Consider the following 20,997-nt stretch of genomic DNA (forward strand, 5'->3'; position numbering starts at 1 on the left):
GTTCGGCACTCGCCCTCCGTAGCGTTCCTGATCAGGAGAAACCACCGACTGAGGAGAACGATCATGTCCGATGTTGTGCTCGAGCCGGCCGCGCAGACGTTCGCGGAGGCCACGTCGAAGCCGCCCTTCCTCTACCAGAGGTCACCCGTGGAGGCCCGGAAGATCCTCGACGCCGCGCAGGCCGGGCCGGTCGAGGCACCGCCGGTCGACGAGAAGTGGGTGACCGTCGCGGCCGAGGTCGGCGACGTCCGGGTAAGGATCGTGCGGCCGCGGGGCCTCACCGGCCCGCTGCCGGTCGTGCTGTACGTGCACGGCGGCGGCTGGGTGCTGGGCAACGCAGGCACGCACGACCGGTTGGTGCGGGAGATCTCCGCCGGGGCCGGCGCGGCGGTGGTCTTCGTCGAGTACACGCCCTCTCCCGAGGCGCACTACCCGGTGGCGATCGAGCAGGTCTACGCCACGGCGCGGTGGATCGTGACCGACGGCGCGGAGCACGACCTGGACGCTTCGCGGCTGGCCATCGCGGGCGATTCGGTGGGCGGCAACATGACCGCCGCGATCACGCTACTGGCGAAACGGCGGGGGGACGTCACCTTCGTCCACCAGTCGATGTACTACCCGGTCACCGACGCCGGAATGGACACCGACAGCTACCGCACGTTCGCCGACGGGCCGTTCCTGACCGCGAAGGGCATGGCATGGTTCTGGGAGAACTACGCCCCGGACCATGCGGTGCGCTCGGAGATCACCGCGTCACCGCTGCGGGCGACCCTGGAGGACCTGCACGGTCTGCCGCCGGCGTTCGTGATCGTGGACGAGGCGGACGTGCTGCGCGACGAGGGCGAGGCGTATGCCGCGAAGCTACGTGCGGCCGGGGTGCCGGTCACGACGGTCCGCTACGCCGGCATCTGCCACGACTTCATGATGCTCAACCGGCTCAAGGACACCAACGCGGCGAAGGCGGCCACCGCGCAGGCGATCGCGGTGCTGCGGCAGGCGCTCGGTGCCCGTACCCCTAAATCGAAGATCGTCGTGATCGGTGGCACCGGGCTGATCGGCGGCAAGCTGGTCGACAAGCTTCGCGGCCTCGGTCACGAGGTCGTGGCGGCGTCGCCGGGATCGGGTGTCAACTCGCTCACCGGTGAGGGCCTGGGCGCCGCGCTGGCGGGCGCCCAGGTCGTCGTCGACGTCACGAACTCGCCGTCGTTCGAGGAATCGGCGGTGCTGGACTTCTTCACCACCTCGACCCGCAACCTGCTCGCGGCAGAGGCGGAAGCGGGCGTGACGCACCACGTCGCGCTTTCGATCGTGGGCGTCGACCGCGAGCCCGGCAACGGCTACTTCCGGGCGAAGGTCGCGCAGGAGAAGCTGATCGAGGCGTCCCCGGTCCCGTACTCGATTCTGCGGGTGACACAGTTCTTCGAGTTCATCGAGCGCATCGCCGACTCCGCGACCGACGGTGACACCGTCCGGCTGTCGCCCGCGCTCATCCAGCCGATGGCGGCCGAGGACGTCGCCGAGGCCCTGTGCGAGGCCACCGTCGCCTCCCCGGTGAAAGGCATCGTCGAGGTCGCCGGGCCCCAGCAGTTCCCGCTCGACGAACTGGTCCGCAGCGTCCTGGGTACCCGTCAGGACCCGCGCACGGTGATCAGCGACGTCCACGCGACCTACTTCGGCGAGGAGTTGGCCGAGCGCAGCCTCGTCCCCGACGAAGGCAGCGCCCGCCTCGCCCCCACCAGCCTCGACGAGTGGCTCAGCCGGTCGGCCACCCCCGCGCTCGTCAAGCACGGTTAGCAGGCCCGTCGCGACCTGTTCTCCCGCGCCCCAACGGCCGCACAGGGCGCGCCCCCCCGCTGCCCCGCCCTGTTTTCGCGGCCCGGGCGCGAGGTTTCCCCCGCAAAAACAGCGGCAGAACAGGTCGCGACCGCCTGATGCACGTCCGCCGGCGGCAAGGAACTCGACGCAGAGAACGGAGCAACCCCATGTCTCACCATCTCGACTCTCCGCTGGCCCGGCGCGATCCGCGGCTGAACATCACCGACCAGTACGTCTTCGACGACCGCGACGCGACCGTGTTCGTGATGAACGTGCGGACCTCACTGGGGGGTGACACGACACCGCAGGGCTTCCACGAGGAGGGCCGATACGAGTTCCGGGTCCATCTCGACGACGCACCGATCGAGAATCTCGCGTTCCGGTTCGCCTTCGACCGTGCCGACGAGCGGGGCGCTCAGCTGTATCGGGTGTTCCGGCTGGAAGGTGAGGCCGCCGCCGCCGACACCGCCATCGGCGTGGAGGTCGCCCGTGGCCGCACCGGGCAGCAGACCATGGGCGCGGACGGCGTGCAGGTCTGGGCCGGACGGGCGCTGGACCCGTTCTACCTGGACCTGAACCAGCTGGCTGCGGTCGACCGGCTGGTCATCGGCGGCGAGGACGCGGAAATCACCGGTGCCTTGCCGGGCACGGCTTCGAACACGTTCGCCGGCTCCACAGTCTGGACCGTGGTGCTGCGGGTACCACTGCGTGACAGCGCCCTGTTCAACGACCGCATGATCCGGGTGTGGAGCACCACCCGGCTGGCCACCGACACCGGCGGATGGCGGCAGGTCGGCCGGGCCGGGCTGCCGATGATCTGGCCGATCTTCCGGGACGCCACCGGCGAGGAGGCCGGCAACGCCAACGGGACGCACCCGAACGAGGATCTGGTGCAGTCCGGTAAGCGGCTGCGGGACCGGGTCACTGCCGCGGTCCAGCGGCTGGGCAGCACGGCACGTCCGGAGGCGTACGCGCTCGCGGTCGTGCAACGCATTCTGCCGGACACGCTGCCCTATCAGGTCGGCACACCCGCGATCTTCGGCTTCACCGACTTCAACGGGCGGCTGCTCGGAGACAACGCGCCCGAGGTGATGTTCTCGCTGGTCACCAACACGGCGGTGAGTACCGGTCTACCGGCCGCGCGGACCGCCGGTACCCGCAGCGAGACGTTCCCGTACGTCGTGCCGGCCTGACCGCGCACGGAGAGGCCGGCCCCGGGGACTCCCGAGGCCGGCCTCTTTCCTGTCACCGGCGGCGCCGACGCAGTGGCAGGGCGAGCGAGGCAGATCGAGGCCCGTAGTCGACGCAGACGGCGTCCGCCTGGGCGAAGCGGTGATCGGCCGGGCGGTGCCCGGTTGCTCCCACCACAACGGATCGCGACCTTTCGCGTTCACCGGTTCCGCCAGTCATCGCAACGTCACCGGATTCGCACTGCCTCTGCCTAGCGTCGATTCCGGCAACCCGAAAGAGCAGCCCTTCCGACAGGAGACAGACATGTCCGAGAAGCCCACCGTCGTTCTGGTGCACGGCGCGTTCGCCGACTCCAGCGCCTGGAATCCCGTCCTGACCCGGCTTGCCCGCGCCGGCATCGACGCCGTCGCCGTGGCCAATCCGCTGCGCAGCCTGTGGGGCGATGCCGACTATGTACGGGACGTCGTCGCGGGCCTGGGACGGCCGGTGATCCTGGTCGGCCACTCGTACGGTGGCATGGTCATCACCGAGGCCGCCGCCGACCTGGACGTGGTGCGGGCGCTGGTCTACGTGGCCGCGTTCACCCCCGACCACGGCGAGTCCGCGCTCGAACTGTCCGGGAGGTTCACCGGCAGCACACTTGGGACGGCGCTGATCGCGTACCCGATCACCGACGGCGGCAACGAGGTCCGCATCGACCCGGCGAAGTTCCACGGGCAGTTCGCAGCGGACCTGGAGTTGGAGGATGCGATCCTGCTCGGCCTCACCCAGCGGCCGGTGACCGAGACAGCGCTGACCGACGGCCTGAGCGCCGAAAAGCCCGCATGGAAGACGTTGCCGAGCTGGCAGGTCTTCGGCGACGCCGACCGCAACATCCCGGCCGAGCTGTTCCGGTGGCAGGCGGAGCGGTCGGCCGCGCAGGGGGTGCGTGAAGTGCACGGAGCCTCGCACGCCATCGCCACGTCCCGGCCCGACGAGGTGACCGCCACGATCCTCGACGCCGTCGCCTTCACCGGTGACCTCTGAGAATCGCCATCCGGGTGCCCGCCGGCGGTGGCGGGCACCCGTCTTTCCCCTCCAGGAGGACTGATGTCTCGTCTCGATGACTGCGAACCGCCCACGATCATGGCCCGTGCCGCGACGGCTTATCGGGCCCGCCCCGCCGAGATCGGGGTGGCCGACCTGACCTGGGCGCCGACCGGCCGCGCTGACACCGCAGACACCGCGCTGACCAGGTGGACCGTGCAGGCCGCCTTCGCCCGGCTCACCAGGGCGCAGCAGGACGTCCTCACCGAGGTCTACCTGCGCGGCGAGCCGGCCGAACAGATCGCGGACCGTCTCGGCGTGCCGGTCGGCACCGTCAGATCCCGGACCCACTACGCCGCCACGGCGTTGCGGGCCGCGCTGGAACACCACTGAGCGGGCAGCCATGACCGTGACCGTCGCACCCGCACCGGACCTCGAGGTGACCGCCCTGACGAGCCCATCGGGCATCCGGCTCCACGGCGAGGTGGACATGGCCACCCTGCCCATCCTGGAACTCGCGCTGGAACTGCTCACCGACGCGCCCGGCGACGTCATCGTCGACCTCCATCGGCTGACCTTCATCGACGTGTCCGGCTCCCGGGCCCTCGCCCGCGCCGCCATCCGGCTGCACACGAGCGGCCGAACGATGCGGCTGGCCGGGGTCAGCCCGCACGTCCGGCGTGTGCTCGGCGTGCTCGGCTGGGCCGAACTGTTCGAATACTGACGGGCCTCGGCGGAGCTTCCGCCGAGGCCCGTACCACGAGCCGGTCAGCGGCCCAGCCACTGCTCGAGGGTGGTGGGGGCGATTGTCGCGCCGGCGTCCGCGAGCAGCTCGTCTCCGGGCACAGCGGCGAACAGGCCGGCATCCCCACCGGTCACGACCGTTCGGTTGTCGCCGCGAGCGGACAGGGTGGCCTGCGCGACCTCAGCGAGAGTGAGCACCTCCGGGCCGGCGACGTCGCGGATTCCCTCCAGCGGTTCGCCGGCGCTCACCGTGGCGAGCATCCACGCGACCTCCTTCGCCGCGAGCGGCTGCAGCGCGGTGGCCGGCAGGCGTACCGTCGGCCCGCTCGCGGCCGGCGGCAGCATCGCCTCGACGAGCTCGAAGGTCTGGGTGGCCCGCATGATCGAGAATGGCACCGGCCCGGCCTCGATCAGGTCCTCCTGCAGCACCTTCGCCCGGAAGTAGGGGAGCCGGGGCACCCGCTCGGCACCGACGACCGACAGCGTCACCAAGTGCCCGACCTCGGCATCCTCGGCGGCCAGCAGCAGGTTCTCCGTCGTCTCCCGGAAGAAGACCGGCGCCGCACGATCGTAGGTCGGCGAGTTCGTCAGGTTCACCACCACGTCGGCGCCGTTCAGCGCCTGCGGCAGGCCCTTCTCGCTGCGGAGATCCAAACCTGTCGACAGCGAGTGCGCCGCCACGTCGTGCCCGCCAGCGCGCAGGATCCGCACCATCCATGTACCGATCAGCCCGGTGCCGCCAATGACAACAATCCTCATCCCGCGGACGCTAGGCACGGCCGATGGAATCCCAGTGACGAAGGAGTGCACCGGCGAACGAACCGGTGCCGCCTGCGCACGCCCGATCCGGTACGCGGGACCGCCGCGGCCGTCGAACAGGCTATTCACGTCTTGCGCCAAGCCCTCGGCCGTTACCGGCCCACGCGCGATCACACTCGTTCGGAACTGGTTCGGCACTGTGCGTTTCTAGCGTCGTCGACATCCGATCAAGGAGGAATCATGTTCCGACGCAAACCGTCCCCGCCCCTCCGCATCGCCGCCGCCGTGCTGGTCGCCGCCTCGACGATCACCGCGGTAGGACCCAGCGCCGCCGCGGCGGCCCGCGACCACGGCCCAAAGCCGACGGTCGTGCTGGTGCATGGCGCCTTCGCCGACTCGAGCGGCTGGAACGGCGTCGTCAGCCGGCTCCAGCACGACGGCTATCCGGTGGTCGCGGCCGCCAACCCACTGCGGGGCGTCGCCTCGGACACCGCGCACCTCAAGGCCCTGCTCGACAGCATCGCCGGCCCGATCGTGCTGGTCGGCCACTCGTACGGCGGGATTGTCGCCAGTCAGGCCGCCGCCGGTGACGCAGACGTCAAGGCGCTGGTGTTCGTCGCGGCCTTCGCGCCGCAGGCCGGCGAGAGCGCCGTCGAGCTGTCCGGCCTGTTCCCCGGCAGCACCCTCGGGGAGACGTTGCGCCCGGTGCCGCTGCCGGATGGCAACGCCGACCTGTACGTCGACCCCAAGCTGTTTCCGCAGCAGTTCGCCGCGGACGTGCCCGCCGCGCAGGCCGAGCTGATGGCGGTGTCCCAGCGTCCGGTCACCGCGGCCGCGCTGAGCGAGGACGCGGCCGGGCCGCAGGCCTGGACGACGATTCCCAGCTATTTCCTGGTCGCCGAGGCGGACCGCAACATCCCGCCCGCCACGCAGCGGTTCCTTGCCGCGCGGGCGCACGGCACGGTGCGCAGTGTCAAGGTCGCCTCGCACGCGGTGTTCGTGTCCCAGCCGGCGATTACCGCGTCGTTCATCGAGAAGGCCGCGCGCGAGCGCGCCTGAGAAGCGATCGCGTCCTTCGTCGTCCGGGTGATCCGGACTGCCGCGACGCCGGAGTCCGGCGTCGCGGCAACGCCACCGGACAGGACAGTGCGGTCGTCAGGTCACGGCGCCTCTGGATTGCCTCGGCGCTCGAAGTGGTCCCGTTCGAGGTCGATGGGGCGCCAGTTCGGATCCAGCGGTTCATCATCGCCGGGCGGCCGCACGCGGGCCACAAACCGTTCCTCGGATGCTCCGAATGCCTTGAAGTTGGCCTGGGCTTCGATCAATGACGGCCCGTTCGCGCCGCCGGCCCAGTCGGGCCAGCCCAGTTGCACCTGATCGTCCTCCCAGAAGCACACCGGGCAGATGTCGTGTGAGCCGGGCGGCCCCTTCATGGTCAGATGCCCGCAGCAGACGCACGGGAAGGTCAGCATCACGGCGACCATCCTGCACCATGCCAACGCGACGCCCCAGCGGATTCCGTCAACTTGACAACCAGACCCGCAGGCGACTGGGCCAGCTACACCGACGTCAGCAACCGCCCATGTCCGCGACGAACTGGGCCCACCAACCAACGCTGACGGCGATGCCGGCACCCCGCCGGGAACCAGGGGACACTATCCGACGGCCGCCAAGAAGTCCGAGTAGAACAGGCCCAAGCCGACCGCCACGCAGACGCCGGCCACGGTCCAGAACCGGACCACGATGTTCACCTCGCTCCAGCCGGCCAGCTCGAAGTGATGGTGCAGCGGCACCATCCGGAAGACACGCCTGCCGGTGGTTCGGAACGAGACGATCTGGATCACCCAGGTCGTCGTGATGATGAAGAACAGGCCGCCGATCAGGATCGAGAGCAGCGTGGTGCGGGTCGCCACCGCGAGCCCGCCGATCAGGGCGCCGAGGCCGAGCGAGCCCACGTCGCCCATGAAGATCCGCGCTGGGGACGTGTTCCACCAGAGGAAGCCCAGGCAGGCGCCGGCCGCTGCCGCCGCGATCATGGCAATCTCCAGGGGATCCCGGACCTGGTAGCAGTAGTCGTTCGCGCGGGCGTACGTTTCGTCGGCGCACCAGTGCCGGTATTGCCAGTACCCGATCAGCGCGTACGCGCCGAGCACCAGGGTCGACGCGCCGGTGGCCAAGCCGTCGAGGCCGTCGGTGAGGTTCACGCCGTTCGACATCGCCGTGATCACGAAGACGAACACGATCACCGAGCCGACCTTGCCGACGTTCAACCACCCGATGTCCCGGATGAACGAGATGTGCTCGCTGGCCACGGCCTGGCCGTTGGTGCTCGCCACGTAGAGCGCAGCGATGCCGAACCCGCCGCCGACGATCGCCTGGCCGAGAAGCTTTCCCTTGGCGGACAGGCCGTCGGAGTTGCGCTGGCGCACCTTGAGGAAGTCGTCGACGAAGCCGATCACTCCACAGAAGACGAACAGCCCGAGCAGGACGAGGGCCGTCATGGTCGGTTTCTCCTGCGCGATCTGCCGCTCGGGCAGCGTGGTCAGCGCGACGTGCCCGGTGACGTAGGCGCAGAGGGTCGCCACGATGAAGACGACGCCACCCATCGCGGGGGTGCCATTCTTGCCCTCGTTCGAAGCGAGCCCGAGGGAACGGATCGGCTGTCCGGCCTTGAGCGCGGTGAAGACCCGAATCGCCACCGGCGTACCGAACAGGGAGATGACGAACGCGACTGCCGCCGCGACGATGACCGCCCTCACGGGCATGCCTCCACAGGACGAGGATTTCTCACGGCGCGCAATCCCGGTATGCGGCGAGCCGCCAGCGGTTTCCTGTGCAGCTTCCGGACCAGCGACTGACGTTTCGACCTGAGCCGGCCGTGCGGGTAGTCCTTCACGCGATCACCGATCACGGGGCACGATCTTGCCATCCGGCAGCAACCGGGGCAGCCCCGCACCGCGGATCACACCGGGCAGTGGATCATCCGCACTATCTCGCCGGTTTCGGAGTCCACCATGACGACGCTTCCGTTCGAACCGCTACGGCCGGAACTGAGGCACATGCGTTCGCCTCGTCGACAGGACTCGCCGGGCTCTCCGGCTCCCCGGTGGGACCGAAGAGCAACGAACCGACTGCCAGCACGATCAAGGCCGGCAGGTGCCGCCGAGACGGCCGCCTCGGCCCGGTCTGCACATGACGGTCAAGATCAATGTTGGGCACGCCCAAGATCCTGGTTGTCGATGCGGATGGCCCCTTGTCCGTGAATTCGAACAGGCGGGCCAGCGGGTACTCGGAGATCCACCTCAAGGAAGTGGTCAGACGGGCTTGATCTCGCCACCACTCATGCCTAGACCCCGGTGCGGGTGAACTTGTCACTGGGAATCTTGTCCAGCGCCTACTCTCTTGTTCATGGGAATTCGAAAGCCGAAGCTGGTCGGCAGCCATGAAATCCGGGTGCGGCTGGGCTGGCTCAGCCGTCAGCGGGTGTATCAGATCACGAACCGGGCCGACTTCCCGCGCCCGGTCGCCGAACTCGGTCAGGGCAAGATCTGGCTGGCCGCCGAGGTCGAGGCATGGTGCGCGCAACGAGAGGCCTCCGAACCCCGGCAGAAGAAGCGAACATGAAGTGATTGGTGGCCGGTGTCTTGCGGCCCGGCCGCCGCCGCCCTGACCGCAAGCAGGACCGGAACGGGTTCGAACGTTCACTCGTGCTCCGGAGAGAGCCGATCTCCCTCACCGCCCTCTCAAGCGTGGCCGGTCGCCGCCGATGGACAGGGCACGAGGACGTAGGTGCCAGGGAGAGGGCAGTCATGTCGATCACTGCGATAGGGCCGGCCGCCGGCGACGTGGCTGCGAAGATCATGCCGTTGAGCCAGCCCGAACTCGAGCTGCGCGGCATCCTGGGTTGCGTCCCGCGGGTCAGCTGGATTTCCGGGATGGATTCGATGCCGGAATGGTTCAACGTGCTGGCGGTCGAATACAGCGGCGGTGCGACACCTTCCGGCGAAGGATGGGAGTGGACCGGATTCATCCACCCCGATGACGTGACGGACGTGCGGGCGGCGGCCGAGCGGGGCGCCGACACCCAGATGTGGTACGAGGTCGACTGCCGGCTGCGCCGCCATGACGGGCGGTTCTTCTGGCACCGGGTGATGGCCATGCCGATGGCCGGCGCCGACGGACGGGTCAACCGGTGGGCCTGCACCGCGGCCGACATCGAAGACCAGAAGGCCGTGGCGGCCACGCTACGCGAGGCGCAGCGGGTGAGCGCGGAGGCCCGGCTCTGACCGAGCAGCTGCTGTCGGCGTTGCCGGTCGGCCACGCCCTCGTCGATCGTGACCTGCGCTACGTACGGATGAACGACACACTCGCCGCCATCCACGGCACGCCGGTCGCCGACCAGCTCGGCCGTACCGTCGAGGAGGTCATCCCGGACCTCGCACCGATCGTCGGCCCGGACTTCCGTCAGGTGCTCCACAGCGGCGAGCCGTTGCTGAACCGGGAGATCACCGGCGCCTCACCGGCCAGGCCGGGCCGGACCTGCTGGTGGCTGTGGCGCTATTACCCCGTACGCATGGATGGTGAGATCGTCGGGGTCGGCGTCGTGGTCATGGACATCACCGCACGCGCCGAGGCCGAGGAGTTCCGGTCGGTCGTCATGGACAACATGGCCGAGGGGCTCTACACCGTCGATGAGTGCGGCGCGCTGATCTCGATGAACCGCGCCGCTTCGAGCATGCTCGGCTGGAACCGAGGACGAACTGCGCGGCCGACCGGTCCACTCCGTCGTCGAGTTCTGCGGCGAGGACGGCTCGGCGCCGGCGCCGGCGCACCGTGCGGCCGGCACGGCGACGGTCACCTGCCGCGATGGCCGGACCCTTCCGGTGGCGTACTCGGCCGCGCCGCTGCGCATCGGCACCGCCACGGTCGGCGGCCTGGTCGTGGTCTTCCGGGACATCACCGAGGAGCAGCAGCGCCGGCAGCGGGAGATCGAATCGCGGCACGCCCAGAAGCTGGAGTCGCTGGACCGTCTTTCGGCCGGCATCGCGCACGAGATCAACACGCCGATCCAGTTCGTCGGCGACAACACCCGGTTCCTGGCCGGCTCCTGCCAGGCCATGATCGATCTGCTGCTGGTCTACCGCGAGTGCCTGAGCATGCCTCCGGCGTCCGAGCCGATGCCGTGGCAGGAGCGTCTGCGGCGGGCGCAGGACGCCGAGGAACAGGCCGATCTGGAATATCTGGTCGAGGAGGTGCCGCTGGCGGTCAGCCAGAGTCTGGAGGGCATCGAGCGCGTCGCCTCGCTGGTGCGGGCCATGAAGACGTTCAGCTACAAGGATGGCGGCAGCGCCGCATACGCCGACCTCAACGAGGCACTGCGATGCACGCTGACCGTGGCCCGCAACGAGGTGACGTACGTCGCGGACGTCGTCCTCGACCTCGGCGACCTGCCCGAGGTGCTGTGCCATGCCGGCGACCTCAACCAGGTCTTCCTCAACCTCCTGGTCAACGCCGCCGACGCCATGCGCGGCAGGGAAGGGCGCGGCACGATCACGGTCACCAGCCGGAGAGACGGCCCGGACGCGGTCATCACGATCGCGGACAACGGCAGCGGCATCCCACCGGAGATGCACAAGGTGATCTTCGAGCCGTTCTTCACCACCAAGGAACTCGGCAAGGGGACCGGCCAGGGGCTGCCGCTCGCACACGCGGTCGTGGTGGACAAGCACGGCGGCGCGATCGAGCTGAGTTCGGCTCCGGGCGAGGGCACGACTTTCGTGCTGCGTCTGCCCGTCGACGGCAAGCGCACCGGCTGACGTCCCGTCGGGGCGCCGGCGTCGCCGGCGCCCCGCCCTGAGGTCAGGCGACCGTCGGTCGTTCGTTGCGCTGGACCTCGTCGGAGTTCTGCACGAACGTCTGCTGGGATACCTGCACGAGCCGCGCGGTGTCGTGGAACTGCCGGAGGCTGATCGCGCCGCAGCTGATCATGGTGGATCGGAGCTTGGCGAGCGTGACCGTGACGTTGTCGTACAGGCTGCCCGCGTAGGGCACGTATCCATCGACGCCTTCCTCGAAGGCGAGATCCTTGCCCTGACCGTAACGGGCGACGTTACGGGCCCGGGAACTGCCCTCACCCCAGTACTCCTTGACGACCTGTCCGGCGAGTTTCACCTTGTTCGTCGGGCTCTCGTCGAACCGGGCGAAGTAACGGCCGAGCATGAGGAAGTCGGCGCCGAAGGCCAGGGCGATGGCCATGTGGGAATCGTGGATGACGCCGCCGTCAGAGCACAGCGGAACGTACATGCCGGTCTCTTCGGCGTAGGCGTCGCGTTCCGCGACGACTTCCGCGAGGGCGGAGGCTTGGCCGCGGCCGATGCCTTTCTGGTCGCGGGTGATGCAGATCGAGCCGCCACCGATGCCGACCTTGACGAAGTCGGCACCGGCGTCGGCGAGGAATCGGAAGCCGCGGCCGTCCACGACGTTGCCGGCACCGATCCTGACGGCGTCGCCGTACTCCTTGCGGACGAAGGCGAGGACGTTCTGCTGCCATACCGAGTAGCCGTCGGAGGAGTCGAGGCACAGGACGTCGGCGCCGGCTTCGACCAGCGCCGGGATCCGCTCAAGGTAGTCGTGGGTGTTGACGCCGGCGCCCACCCGGAACCGTTTGGCGGCGTCGACGGTCTCGTTGCTGAACTTGTGGTGCAACGCCTCGTCGCGGCGGTGGACCAGAGCGGTGACGCGGCCGTCTGCGCTGACGACGGGCAGCACGTCCTGGCGGGAGTCCCAGAGCAGGGAGTTCGCCTCCGCCAGTGACATACCCTCGGCCCCGGTCACCAGTTCCCTGGCCGTTCGCATCCGGGAGTCGACCACCTCGTCGCGGCGATGCCGGATGAAGTTGAAGTCCTGGGTCGTGATCAGCCCGAGGAAGGTCCCTGACGGGTTGCCGTCATCGGTCACGACGATCACGTCGCTGCCGGTCCGTTTGAAGAGCGTGTCGGCCTCGTCGAGCGTCGCGGACGGTTTGATGTTGACGTCGTTGTGCCGGAAGCCGGCCTTGTGGCGCTTGACCGCGGCGACCATGCCGGCCTGCTCGCTGATCGGCTGGTTCTGGTGGATGAACGAGATACCACCGGCCTGGGCCAGCGCGATCGCCAACTCCACCGAGGAGACGGCCCCCATGATGGCGCTGACCAGCGGGGTAGCGACTCGTATCGGCGCAAGTTCTCCTACTCGGTGGCGGACCAGCGGCGCGGACAGATCGACGTTGCCCGGCGTGCAGCGTTCGTCGGTCAGGTTGGGCAGGAGAAGGTACTCACCGAAGGTGCGGGAGATCTCGGCCAGGATCCGCGCCACTGCTGCACTCCTAGAGTCGATATGGTGCTTTTGGGGTGATCGGATGACGTTACCAGTGCGGATCGTCGCTCGGCTCCAGGCCTCGAGGCACGATCACGCCGTCAGCGAGATCCGGCGTCACCATGCGCAGCGCGGCACGCAACGCATCCACGGTCGGCTCGTCCAGCCACGTCAACGTCACCTGATCTGCATGAATGATCTAAGAGCCCAGGCCGGAGGCCATTCTGCGCCTGAGCGGCGGGATGGCGTGCACGGTCCGAAGAACCGTGCGAAACGCGTACCGGCCGGCGCGACCGCCCGACGCGGTCATCCGGGCGTTGCGCAGCGACTGGGCGACCGCGGCGAAACCGTACCTTCGCATCTCTTCCTCGTAGCCGCTGACCGCCCGGTGCAGGGGCATCTCGTCCCGGGCGGCCGCGATCAGCCGGCGGCGCAGGAGGTCGGCGTCGCGCAGGGCGGTGTTCGCGCCGATGCCGGCCATCGGGGTCATGTTGTGGATGGCGTCGCCGAGCAGGGTGACCGGGCCGGTCTCCCAGGCGCCGACCGGGGTGGCGCTGCGCACCCGGATCGCGTTGATCGTCGCGGGGTCGGAGCCTTCGACCAGCCGGCGCAGCCCGGTCGACCAGCCGGCCGTGCGTTCCAGGACGAGATCCCGCAGATCCGGGCCGGACAGATCGGTCACGCCGGGCGGGAACGTCGCGGTGGCATCACCGAAACCCCAGATGGCGTACGGGCTTGAGGTGTCGAGCAGCAACGAGTCCCCGGCGGTGTCGGCCGGGACGGCGACCCGGTCGGGATGCCAGACCGAGGTGAACAGGGAACCGCGCCCGGCCGGTATCACCATGTTGGTGTCCCGGACGAGGACCGTCGGCAGGTCGGGGGCGGGGAGACGGTGCTTGCCGGCGATCGCGAGGACGCCGGTGTCGACGCGCTGGGCGTGGGGCAGGAGCTGACCGCGTACACGTGAATTGGCGCCGTCGGCACCGACCAGCAGGTCGCCGGTCGCCGTGCTGCCGTCGGCGAAGTGTGCGGTGACGCGCCCGTCGGGCGCGATCGAGTAGCGCTCGAACTCGGCTCCCAGGTGGAGCACCTCGTCGTCGAGCCCGGTGAGCAGCGCCTCGCGGAGACCGATGCGGCTGGCGCCGTGGTGGGCGTCGGCCGGCCCGGCGTCCGGAGTGATCTCGTGTTCCGCGAATCGAAGCAGGTCCCGCAGGTGCTCGGTGACGAAGCCGAAGCCGCCGCCCACGGTGGAGACCGTGTCCAGGAAACGCTGCCAGGCCGGGGGAGGCAGGCAGTCGTGCAGGGCCCGGCTGCCGGCCGGGTTGATGTGGATGCGGTAGCCCTGCAACCAGTCGGTGCGGGTTCGGGTGCGTTCGAAGACCGTGACCCGCACCCCGGCCTGCTGCAGGCCCTGGGTGAGGGCGAGACCGCCGATTCCGTCCCCGATCACGAGTACGTGGAAGTTCGTCATGCCGCCAGTTTCAACATTGCGAGTGACTTAGTCAAACAAACAGTTGAATAACTCGGCTGCTACCGTGATCGCCGTGACCCCACCCCGCCGTTCTCCGCACGGCCCGGACCGTAAGCGGGACTCCGAGCGCACCCGCGAGCGCCTGCTCGAGGCGGCGGAGATCGAGTTCGGCGAACACGGCTACGCGGGGGCCCGGATCAGCGCGATCGCCCGGCGAGCGGGTGTCAACCAACAGCTGATCTCGTACTACTTCGACGGCAAGGAGGGGCTGTTCCGCGCCCTCCAGGACCGCTGGAAGACGATCAGCGGCCCGGCCACCTCGGCCGACCGCCCGCTCGCCGAGGTGGTCACCGACTTCCTCCGCCTGAACGTGGAGCACCGGGCCGGCGCTCGCCTCCTCGCCTTCAGCGGGCTCACCGACACCGAACCGATGCCCGACGATCCGATCTTCGCCGGCATGGTCGACGACTTGCGGCGCCGCCAGGAGGCCGGCGAAATCGCCGCCGACCTCGACCCCGCGTACGTGATGCTCGTGCTCTTCGGTGCCGTCCTGGCGCCCACCGTGGTGCCACAGGTCGCCCGCCAGTTCACCGGCCTCGCCGCCGACTCGCCGGAGTTCCACCAGCGGTACGCCGCCCAGCTCGAACTGCTCGTCGCCCGGCTCGCCGACCCCCGACCAGCCTCGCCGACGGTGTCCGATCCGGATCAGATGCCCTCGAAGAGCACGCCGGCGTGATCCGGGCGTGTCCGGCCAGGCCATCGGCCAGGACGATCCTCCGGTCGTGATGAAACATCGGAGACGGTTGGGTTCCCTACCCGGATCGGCTCTCGCCGGCGCTCGTCGAGATGGTGATGGCGGAGGCGATGCTCTCCGCCGACGAACGCAACGTCGACGACCGGGAGTTGGACGACACCGCGAGCGCGGTGGCGAATGCCGCGTTCGAGCGCCTGCCGCTGCCGGTCTTCCCATTCTGGGCCGGGATGGACGGGCCAGGAATCCGCTGGTTCGCCGGTCCTGATGTGCTGCTGCGGAATCACGGAGACACGTGGCTGTCGGTCCATGGCCGGACACCGGCAGCGGTGCAGGCAGTGCGGGAGCGGCTGCCGGGCGAGTGCCAGATGGTCCCGGACGACGACGAAGACGGGGAATGCGAAGACTGAGTGTCCTGTCACGAGGCTGATCGGCTCGCCGTACATCTGTTGTTGATGATCTTGATGGGGTTGACGTTGTCTTACGTCAGTCCCGAGCTTCCGGGTCGGGCGTCACGTGACGCGGTGGGTCTGGTAGGCCCAGATGGCGAGTTCGACGCGGTTGCGGGCACCGAGTTTGGTCATGAGGCCGGTGAGATGGAACTTGACCGTACTCATGCTGATGTGCAGGTCCCGGGCGATCTCGGCGTTCGTCCTGCCCAACGCGACTTTGGCCAGCACGTCCTCCTCCCGGTCGGTCAGGGCGTCGACCGGTTGGGCCGGTGTGCCGGCAGGGCCGCTGGTGGCGAACGTGGCGAGCAGCCGGCCGGTGACGGCCGGGTCGATGAGCGCGTCACCCTGCACGGCGGCGTGGATCGCCTGGACCAGTTGGTCCGGTTCGGCGCCCTTGAGCAGGAAGCCGCGGGCGCCCGCCTGGAGGGCCCCGTAGATGTACTCGTCGGTGTCGAACGTGGTGATCACGACGACGGCGATCGGATCGGAGACCTCCGGGCCGGCGAGCAGACGGGTGGCCTCGATGCCGTCCAGGACGGGCATCCGGATGTCGAACAGGCACACGTCCGGCCGCAGGCGGCGGGCGAGCGCGACGGCCGTACGCCCGTCGGCCGCCTGCCCGACCACCTCGAGGCCGGGCCGGCCGTTGAGGATCGTCGACAGCCCCGCCCGTACGATGCCCTGGTCGTCGGCGATGAGGACGCGGATGGTCATGTCGTGGCGCCTCGGCGGGGGAGGACGGCCCGGACGATCCAGCCGCGATCCGGATGCGGGCCGGCGGTGAGGGTGCCGCCCAGGAGCGCGATCCGTTCGGTCATGCCGACCAGACCGAATCCGGACGGGCCGGCAGCGGACGCGATGCCGTCGTCGCTGACCGTCAGCTGGACGTCGGTGGCGCCGCCGGTCACCTCGACCCGGACCCGGGTCGCCTGCTGGGCGTGGCGCTGGGCGTTGGTGATCGATTCCTGGGTCACGCGGTAGAGGGCGCCCTCGACGGCCGGCGGGAGGTTCGTCAGGTCACCGTGCAGCTCGACGCCGATGCTCAGCGCCTCGGTGCTGTCGGCGGCGAGACCTGCGATGTCGGCGATCCGATGCCGGGGGAGCAGAGGCGGCCGCTGCCGGTGGTCGCGCAGTGCGCTGACCATGGTGCGCATCTCCGCGAGCGTCCGGGCGGCCTCGCGGTCGATGGTTTCGAGGGCCTCCGTCGCTCCGCTCAGCGACGATGACCGGGCCAGGAACAGGCCTGCCTGCGCCTGGATCGCGATCGCCGAGACGTGGTGAGCCACGGTGTCGTGCAACTCCCGGGCCAGCTGTTCGCGTTCCTGCAGCTTGGCTTGCACGATCAGCTGTTCGCGGGCGATGCTCCGGTAGCGCACGGACGCCCCGAGGGCGGCGGCCAACAGCACGATGGCGATCCCGGCGGTCGTCTCGGCGATCCCGGGGAAGTCGACGCTGACGATGATGGTCAGTCCGGCCGCGATGACCGTCATCCCGATGACCGCGTCGCGGCCGGAGCGCCGGCGCAGCAGGGAGTAGGCCAGGACGAGCACCACCCATCCGCTGTTCAGGACCACGGGTTCGGTGCCGGCGACGTACGCGGCGACGTCGAGGACCGCGAACCCTCCGAACGCGAACACCACCGCGGCCAGGGGATGGGTCCGCCGGACCAGGGTCGCGAGCGCCAGGCCACATCCGAATGCGACGGCCACCGGGGGCCAGGTCAGGTCCCGGAAGGTGGCGTCGAACACGAGCACGGTCAGCACCAGCGCGGCGAGGATCCAGTCGCGCCGGGTGGCGGCTCGCAACGTCGTCGCCGGGTTCCACACGCTTGCCACGGTAGCGATCGGGCGCTGCCGGCGAACCCGTCGTCCGACCAGCCGCTTCCCTGGCCGATGAGCCAGGACGGCGTCGGCCACAGGACTCGGGCGTTCCGCCGCCGGTACGGCTGAGACTGGGACCGTCCACCGCCACGGCTACGCTGAGGAGACGACCCGTGAACGGGATCGACACCAGGATCGTGCTCTGCGGCCTATGGGTCACCACGCTGTTCGTGTTCGCCTACGTCGACATCTTCGGCTTCTACCGCGCTGATGTGATCCACGGAGTGCTCGCGGGGGAGGTGTCCGGAACCGGGTTCGCGATCGACCAGACGTTCCTGGTGCTCACGACGCTGTACATCGTGATCGCGGCGCTGATGGTCGCCGTCTCGCTGCTCGCCCGGGCGCGGATCAACCGGATCGCCAACATCGTCGTCAGCCTGTTCTACATGGTTACCGCAGGGGCCACGCTCATCGGTGAGAGCTGGGTCTACTACATTGCCGGGACCCTGATCGAGATGGTGCTCCTGCTGGTCATCGCCAGGGTCGCCTGGGCGTGGCCGGCAAGTACATCCTGACTCGTCGATCCGGCGCTACCGGTCCATGATCGGCAGCGAGGGAAGGTGTTTCAGGGACGCCTGAAGGATCATCCCTCGCGGATGATGCGGGCGTGGCGGTGGAAGGACAAGGTGGCCGTATGGTCGGAGCTTTGTTCCTCGGCTTCATTGCTGGCGTCGTGGCGAGAGTGCTCATGCCGGGTGATGCCTTCCGCAAGATGAGCGGACCGGTGTCGTGGCTGGTCTCAGTGGGGCTCGGCCTGGCCGGCGCAATGGTCGGGTACGTCATCTTCACCCTCGGGTTCGGTATCGGCGACGACGACATCGTCGACTGGGGTGGGATTCTGAGCGCGATCATCGGCACGTTGATCGTGATTCCGATCGCCGGCTGGCTGCTGCGCCGGTCGAATCGCGCCTCATAAGTGCGTGTTCGTGTTGCACCTTCAAGGCTCCTGGGACTTCAAGATCACCCGCCGGAACGACCGGTGGGGCATTCGATTCAGGCGGTCAGCACGCGCCTTCTAGCGTGGGAATGTTCGAAGCTGGTTCGGCAGCTTCGAACGAGGACGTCCCACGGCACAGGGAAGGAACGTGGATGCTCGGCTCACAGGCGTTGGAAACCGCGATCGGGCTCGCGTTGGTGCTCTTCGTACTGTCCTCACTCGCCTCAGCGATCGTCGAGGGGATCGCGCGGCTTCTGCGAAAGCGCGCCAAAGACCTCGAAGACACGATCGGGCAGATGCTCAGTGGCAGCACCACCTTCGACAAGGACGCGGAGAACGCCTTGGAGAGGTTCAGGGACACCACCATCTACCAGAGCGCGACCATCGCGGCCTCCCGCGGGCGGCGCCTTTTCCGAACCCATGCCGGCCCCGCCTACCTCTCCGCGAAGGCGTTCGCGAGTGCGATCGACGAATTGACCGACAATGCGACCGAGGCGCCGGTCAAGGGCCTGAACGCCCGGCTGGCCATGCTCAAGGCCGAACGTCAAGGGCTCAGCGTCGAAAAGAAGGCGGCCATCGAGAACTGGTACGACGAAACGATGGGCAGGCTCAGCGGGGCCTACAAGCGGTGGGCCACCGGTGTGCTGTTGATCGTCGGCCTGGTTCTGGCGGTAGCCGGCAACGTGTCGATCTTCCACTTGGCGCAGATTCTCTGGCAACAACCGTCGATCCGGCAGGCGGCGCTCAATGCCGCCGAGCAGGCCGCCGCAAAAAGCACGTCACCGGACGACCTCATCGACGAAAGCGTGAAGGCCGTTCAGGATGTGGCCGGAATCGGCATACCGGTCGGCTGGCAGAGCGGTACCGATTGGGACAGCCCGGCGTGGGCCACGGCGCACGTGGCAGGCTGGCTGGCCACCGCTCTGCTGGTGATGCTGGGGACGCCGTTCTGGTTCGACGCGCTTTCCCGGCTGGTTTCGCTGCGGACGACGGGCACAAAACCGCCATCCGCGACGCAGGACTCAGCGGCGGCCACCTCCGTGCAGGCCTCGGCCGGGGCGTCGGGGGCTCCCGCAGCGGTCATTGCCAGCGCAGTGGCTACCGCACTCGGGGCGGTAGCCGAGCATGGCGGCAGGTACGGGACGGCCTCATCGGCTCCGGCCCTCGACGCCGGGCCGAGTGCGGCGCCCGATGACAGTTCGGGGAACCATCCGGCCGGCTCGGGCTAGGAGAGGGAGGTCCTCCCAATCCTCAGCTGACCTCCGGAACGCTCTGGGTCAGCGCCGCTTGGACGATGCGGACGGCCTCGGCGGTGTCGATGCCGAGGCTGGCGATGACGGCGGCGTACTCGGCGGCGGCGCGGCGGGCCCGTTCGCGTCCCTGCTCGCCGGCCGCGGACACGAATGAGCCCGCCGCGCCGCGGGTCTCGATCAGCCCCGCCTCCTCCAGCTCCCGGTAGGCCCGGCCGACCGTGTTGACCGCCAGGCCGAGGTCCGCGGCCAGGCGGCGGATGGTCGGCAGCCGGGTGCCCACGGCCAGCGTGCGGTCCTGGATCTGCCCGGCGAGCTGGGCGCGGAGCTGCTCGAACGGCGGGACGGGTGAGGCCGAGTCGATGACGATCATGCGGTTCACCGGGCGCTGGGGTCGCGCTGGGCCGCCAGGGCACTCCGTCCGTCCCAAACCGTGATCAGCACGAGCGCGATGACGCTCAGGATGATGAAGACGAGCCAGCCGGAGTTCCACGGATCGAGCCCGGTGTCGAACACCGACACGACCGGCAGTGACCACACCACGGTCGGTACGGCCACCTCGCGGGCGTCCTCGACGCGCATGAGGAAGTCGGCCTTCAGCGAGCTCTCGTCGTCGGCCACCACCGGGTGGGTCAGCACATGGCGCAGTTGGACGGCCGTACCGGCCGCGACCCCGCACAGCCCGATGAGCAGGATGACCGCCGCGTACCTCGCGGCGCCGTCGCGCACGGTCAGGGCCGCGATCGCCAGCACTGCCGCGCCCGCGTACGTGATCGCCAGCAACGTGGCCCGCGGCACGCCGAGCACGGTTCGCCAGCCGGGCCGGACCGAATGAGCCGCCCGTCGCGGCAGATCCGCGCCGGCCTGCTGATCGACCCGGCGCACCCACCGGTCCAGCAGCGACAGGCCCAGCACCAACCCGGCCGTCAGCACGGTCAGCACCACCAGCGCCCAGCGCTGCTGCGTCCCGAGCCCGTCATCCGCGGGACGGATCGGCAGGGCGGAGACGTAGACGAGGGCGGTTGCGCAGAGGAACACAGCCGGCAGGATGGCAGCGCCCAGCCGCGCACGTCGCCTAACCGTCAGGCGTGCGGCCAGCATCGGTATCGGCGTGACGTCGGCCAGGCCGCGCCCGTCCAACCACAGACGCGCTATCGCGAGTTCCGTCGGGCGTACCTTCCTCGGCATGGCGGCCTCCCCATCTTGTCGCAAGCCTTGTCTCGCCATATTGCGACAAGACTTGCGACAAGTCAATCGCGGCCCGGGGTGCTTCTGGCACACGGCAGTCGAGGTGGCCGTCTCCCCAACCCTTATTGCAAGAACTTTGCAATTGGCAGATGATGGTGGCAGGAGCGGGTGTTGCTTGGC

The 20,997-nt window shown here is 69.2% G+C and carries 24 protein-coding genes and 1 pseudogene; 15 read left to right on the plus strand and 10 right to left on the minus strand.

What is annotated here, in order from left to right:
* The first annotated feature begins 63 nt into the window (after window positions 1-63).
* From KZ829_RS43565 to KZ829_RS35865, 5 genes are all read left to right on the plus strand, one after another.
* Window positions 64-1,794: an alpha/beta hydrolase fold domain-containing protein gene (locus tag KZ829_RS43565; protein ID WP_246636831.1), complete on the plus strand. Its 1,731-nt coding sequence runs from the start codon at window positions 64-66 to the stop codon at window positions 1,792-1,794.
* 188 nt (window positions 1,795-1,982) lie between these two features.
* Window positions 1,983-3,008 carry a DUF4331 family protein gene (locus tag KZ829_RS35850; RefSeq protein ID WP_220148271.1) on the plus strand — a complete coding sequence of 342 codons (1,026 nt, stop codon included), beginning with the start codon at window positions 1,983-1,985 and terminating at the stop codon, window positions 3,006-3,008.
* Between the two features lie 301 nt (window positions 3,009-3,309).
* A complete protein-coding gene (locus KZ829_RS35855) occupies window positions 3,310-4,032 on the plus strand; it encodes an alpha/beta fold hydrolase (protein WP_220148272.1) in 723 nt (240 codons plus the stop codon).
* 63 nt (window positions 4,033-4,095) lie between these two features.
* A complete protein-coding gene (locus tag KZ829_RS35860; RefSeq protein WP_220148273.1) occupies window positions 4,096-4,425 on the plus strand; it encodes a sigma factor-like helix-turn-helix DNA-binding protein in 330 nt (109 codons plus the stop codon).
* Between the two features lie 10 nt (window positions 4,426-4,435).
* A complete protein-coding gene (locus KZ829_RS35865) occupies window positions 4,436-4,756 on the plus strand; it encodes an STAS domain-containing protein (protein WP_220148274.1) in 321 nt (106 codons plus the stop codon).
* Window positions 4,757-4,800: 44 nt separating this feature from the next.
* Here KZ829_RS35865 and KZ829_RS35870 read toward each other — a convergent pair whose 3' ends face one another.
* Window positions 4,801-5,733, minus strand: a complete 933-nt coding sequence (locus KZ829_RS35870; RefSeq protein ID WP_246636832.1) for an SDR family oxidoreductase — start codon at window positions 5,731-5,733, stop codon at window positions 4,801-4,803.
* A gap of 42 nt (window positions 5,734-5,775) precedes the next feature.
* Here KZ829_RS35870 and KZ829_RS35875 point away from each other — a divergent pair, with 42 nt between their 5' ends.
* Complete coding sequence (locus KZ829_RS35875) at window positions 5,776-6,594, plus strand: alpha/beta fold hydrolase (RefSeq protein ID WP_220148275.1); 819 nt, start codon at window positions 5,776-5,778, stop codon at window positions 6,592-6,594.
* 101 nt (window positions 6,595-6,695) lie between these two features.
* Here the strand turns inward: KZ829_RS35875 and KZ829_RS35880 are convergent, their stop codons facing one another.
* Window positions 6,696-7,007, minus strand: a complete 312-nt coding sequence (locus tag KZ829_RS35880; protein ID WP_246636855.1) for a CPCC family cysteine-rich protein — start codon at window positions 7,005-7,007, stop codon at window positions 6,696-6,698.
* 183 nt (window positions 7,008-7,190) lie between these two features.
* Window positions 7,191-8,294, minus strand: coding sequence for a phospho-N-acetylmuramoyl-pentapeptide-transferase (mraY, locus tag KZ829_RS35885; RefSeq protein ID WP_220148316.1), 1,104 nt, complete (start codon window positions 8,292-8,294; stop codon window positions 7,191-7,193).
* Between the two features lie 649 nt (window positions 8,295-8,943).
* On the opposite strand from mraY, the gene KZ829_RS35890 reads away from it, so the two are divergent.
* From KZ829_RS35890 to KZ829_RS44715, 4 genes and pseudogenes are all read left to right on the plus strand, one after another.
* Window positions 8,944-9,159, plus strand: coding sequence for a helix-turn-helix transcriptional regulator (locus KZ829_RS35890; RefSeq protein WP_220148277.1), 216 nt, complete (start codon window positions 8,944-8,946; stop codon window positions 9,157-9,159).
* 185 nt (window positions 9,160-9,344) lie between these two features.
* Entirely contained in the window at window positions 9,345-9,821 is a 477-nt protein-coding gene (locus KZ829_RS35895) for a PAS domain-containing protein (RefSeq protein WP_220148278.1), read from the plus strand.
* A pseudogene (locus KZ829_RS44945) lies at window positions 9,728-10,300 on the plus strand (PAS domain-containing protein); the annotation flags it as partial. The gene KZ829_RS35895 and the pseudogene KZ829_RS44945, both read left to right, overlap by 94 nt.
* Before the next feature lie 118 nt (window positions 10,301-10,418).
* Window positions 10,419-11,351: a sensor histidine kinase gene (locus KZ829_RS44715; protein WP_220148279.1), complete on the plus strand. Its 933-nt coding sequence runs from the start codon at window positions 10,419-10,421 to the stop codon at window positions 11,349-11,351.
* Between the two features lie 43 nt (window positions 11,352-11,394).
* Here the strand turns inward: KZ829_RS44715 and KZ829_RS35910 are convergent, their stop codons facing one another.
* Genes KZ829_RS35910 through KZ829_RS35915 form a run of 3 tightly spaced genes read right to left on the minus strand, consistent with a single transcriptional unit; the run spans window position 11,395 to window position 14,359 of the window.
* The gene (locus KZ829_RS35910; protein WP_220148280.1) at window positions 11,395-12,888 is read right to left on the minus strand and encodes an IMP dehydrogenase; all 1,494 of its coding nucleotides are present in this window, start codon (window positions 12,886-12,888) and stop codon (window positions 11,395-11,397) included.
* Window positions 12,889-12,937: 49 nt separating this feature from the next.
* Window positions 12,938-13,069, minus strand: a complete 132-nt coding sequence (locus tag KZ829_RS44260) for a hypothetical protein (RefSeq protein WP_281428318.1) — start codon at window positions 13,067-13,069, stop codon at window positions 12,938-12,940.
* Between the two features lie 18 nt (window positions 13,070-13,087).
* Window positions 13,088-14,359: an FAD-dependent oxidoreductase gene (locus KZ829_RS35915; protein ID WP_220148281.1), complete on the minus strand. Its 1,272-nt coding sequence runs from the start codon at window positions 14,357-14,359 to the stop codon at window positions 13,088-13,090.
* Window positions 14,360-14,432: 73 nt separating this feature from the next.
* Between KZ829_RS35915 and KZ829_RS35920 the strand changes: the two genes are divergently transcribed.
* Window positions 14,433-15,095 carry a TetR/AcrR family transcriptional regulator gene (locus KZ829_RS35920; RefSeq protein ID WP_220148282.1) on the plus strand — a complete coding sequence of 221 codons (663 nt, stop codon included), beginning with the start codon at window positions 14,433-14,435 and terminating at the stop codon, window positions 15,093-15,095.
* A gap of 116 nt (window positions 15,096-15,211) precedes the next feature.
* Complete coding sequence (locus tag KZ829_RS35925; protein ID WP_220148283.1) at window positions 15,212-15,520, plus strand: hypothetical protein; 309 nt, start codon at window positions 15,212-15,214, stop codon at window positions 15,518-15,520.
* Window positions 15,521-15,622: 102 nt separating this feature from the next.
* Here the strand turns inward: KZ829_RS35925 and KZ829_RS35930 are convergent, their stop codons facing one another.
* Together KZ829_RS35930 and KZ829_RS35935 are read right to left on the minus strand one after the other, a co-directional pair.
* Complete coding sequence (locus KZ829_RS35930; RefSeq protein WP_220148284.1) at window positions 15,623-16,276, minus strand: response regulator; 654 nt, start codon at window positions 16,274-16,276, stop codon at window positions 15,623-15,625.
* The gene (locus KZ829_RS35935) at window positions 16,273-17,388 is read right to left on the minus strand and encodes a sensor histidine kinase (protein ID WP_220148285.1); all 1,116 of its coding nucleotides are present in this window, start codon (window positions 17,386-17,388) and stop codon (window positions 16,273-16,275) included. The genes KZ829_RS35930 and KZ829_RS35935 overlap by 4 nt, the downstream gene beginning before the upstream one ends.
* A gap of 167 nt (window positions 17,389-17,555) precedes the next feature.
* On the opposite strand from KZ829_RS35935, the gene KZ829_RS35940 reads away from it, so the two are divergent.
* The 3 genes from KZ829_RS35940 to KZ829_RS35950 all read left to right on the plus strand — a co-directional run bounded on the left by KZ829_RS35940 (window position 17,556) and on the right by KZ829_RS35950 (window position 19,608).
* Complete coding sequence (locus KZ829_RS35940) at window positions 17,556-17,957, plus strand: DUF6326 family protein (RefSeq protein ID WP_220148286.1); 402 nt, start codon at window positions 17,556-17,558, stop codon at window positions 17,955-17,957.
* 92 nt (window positions 17,958-18,049) lie between these two features.
* Window positions 18,050-18,358: a GlsB/YeaQ/YmgE family stress response membrane protein gene (locus KZ829_RS35945; protein WP_308285807.1), complete on the plus strand. Its 309-nt coding sequence runs from the start codon at window positions 18,050-18,052 to the stop codon at window positions 18,356-18,358.
* A gap of 173 nt (window positions 18,359-18,531) precedes the next feature.
* Window positions 18,532-19,608 (plus strand): hypothetical protein, encoded by a 1,077-nt coding sequence (locus tag KZ829_RS35950; RefSeq protein ID WP_220148287.1) that lies wholly within the window; start codon window positions 18,532-18,534, stop codon window positions 19,606-19,608.
* 22 nt (window positions 19,609-19,630) lie between these two features.
* Here the strand turns inward: KZ829_RS35950 and KZ829_RS35955 are convergent, their stop codons facing one another.
* Together KZ829_RS35955 and KZ829_RS35960 are read right to left on the minus strand one after the other, a co-directional pair.
* Complete coding sequence (locus KZ829_RS35955; protein ID WP_220148288.1) at window positions 19,631-20,002, minus strand: GntR family transcriptional regulator; 372 nt, start codon at window positions 20,000-20,002, stop codon at window positions 19,631-19,633.
* Window positions 20,003-20,007: 5 nt separating this feature from the next.
* On the minus strand, window positions 20,008-20,667 hold the full coding sequence (locus tag KZ829_RS35960; protein ID WP_220148289.1) for a hypothetical protein: 660 nt from the start codon (window positions 20,665-20,667) through the stop codon (window positions 20,008-20,010).
* Window positions 20,668-20,997: the final 330 nt, after the last annotated feature.

The sequence above is a fragment of the Actinoplanes hulinensis genome, assembly GCF_019429605.1.
Classification (GTDB): Bacteria; Actinomycetota; Actinomycetes; order Mycobacteriales; family Micromonosporaceae; genus Actinoplanes; species Actinoplanes campanulatus.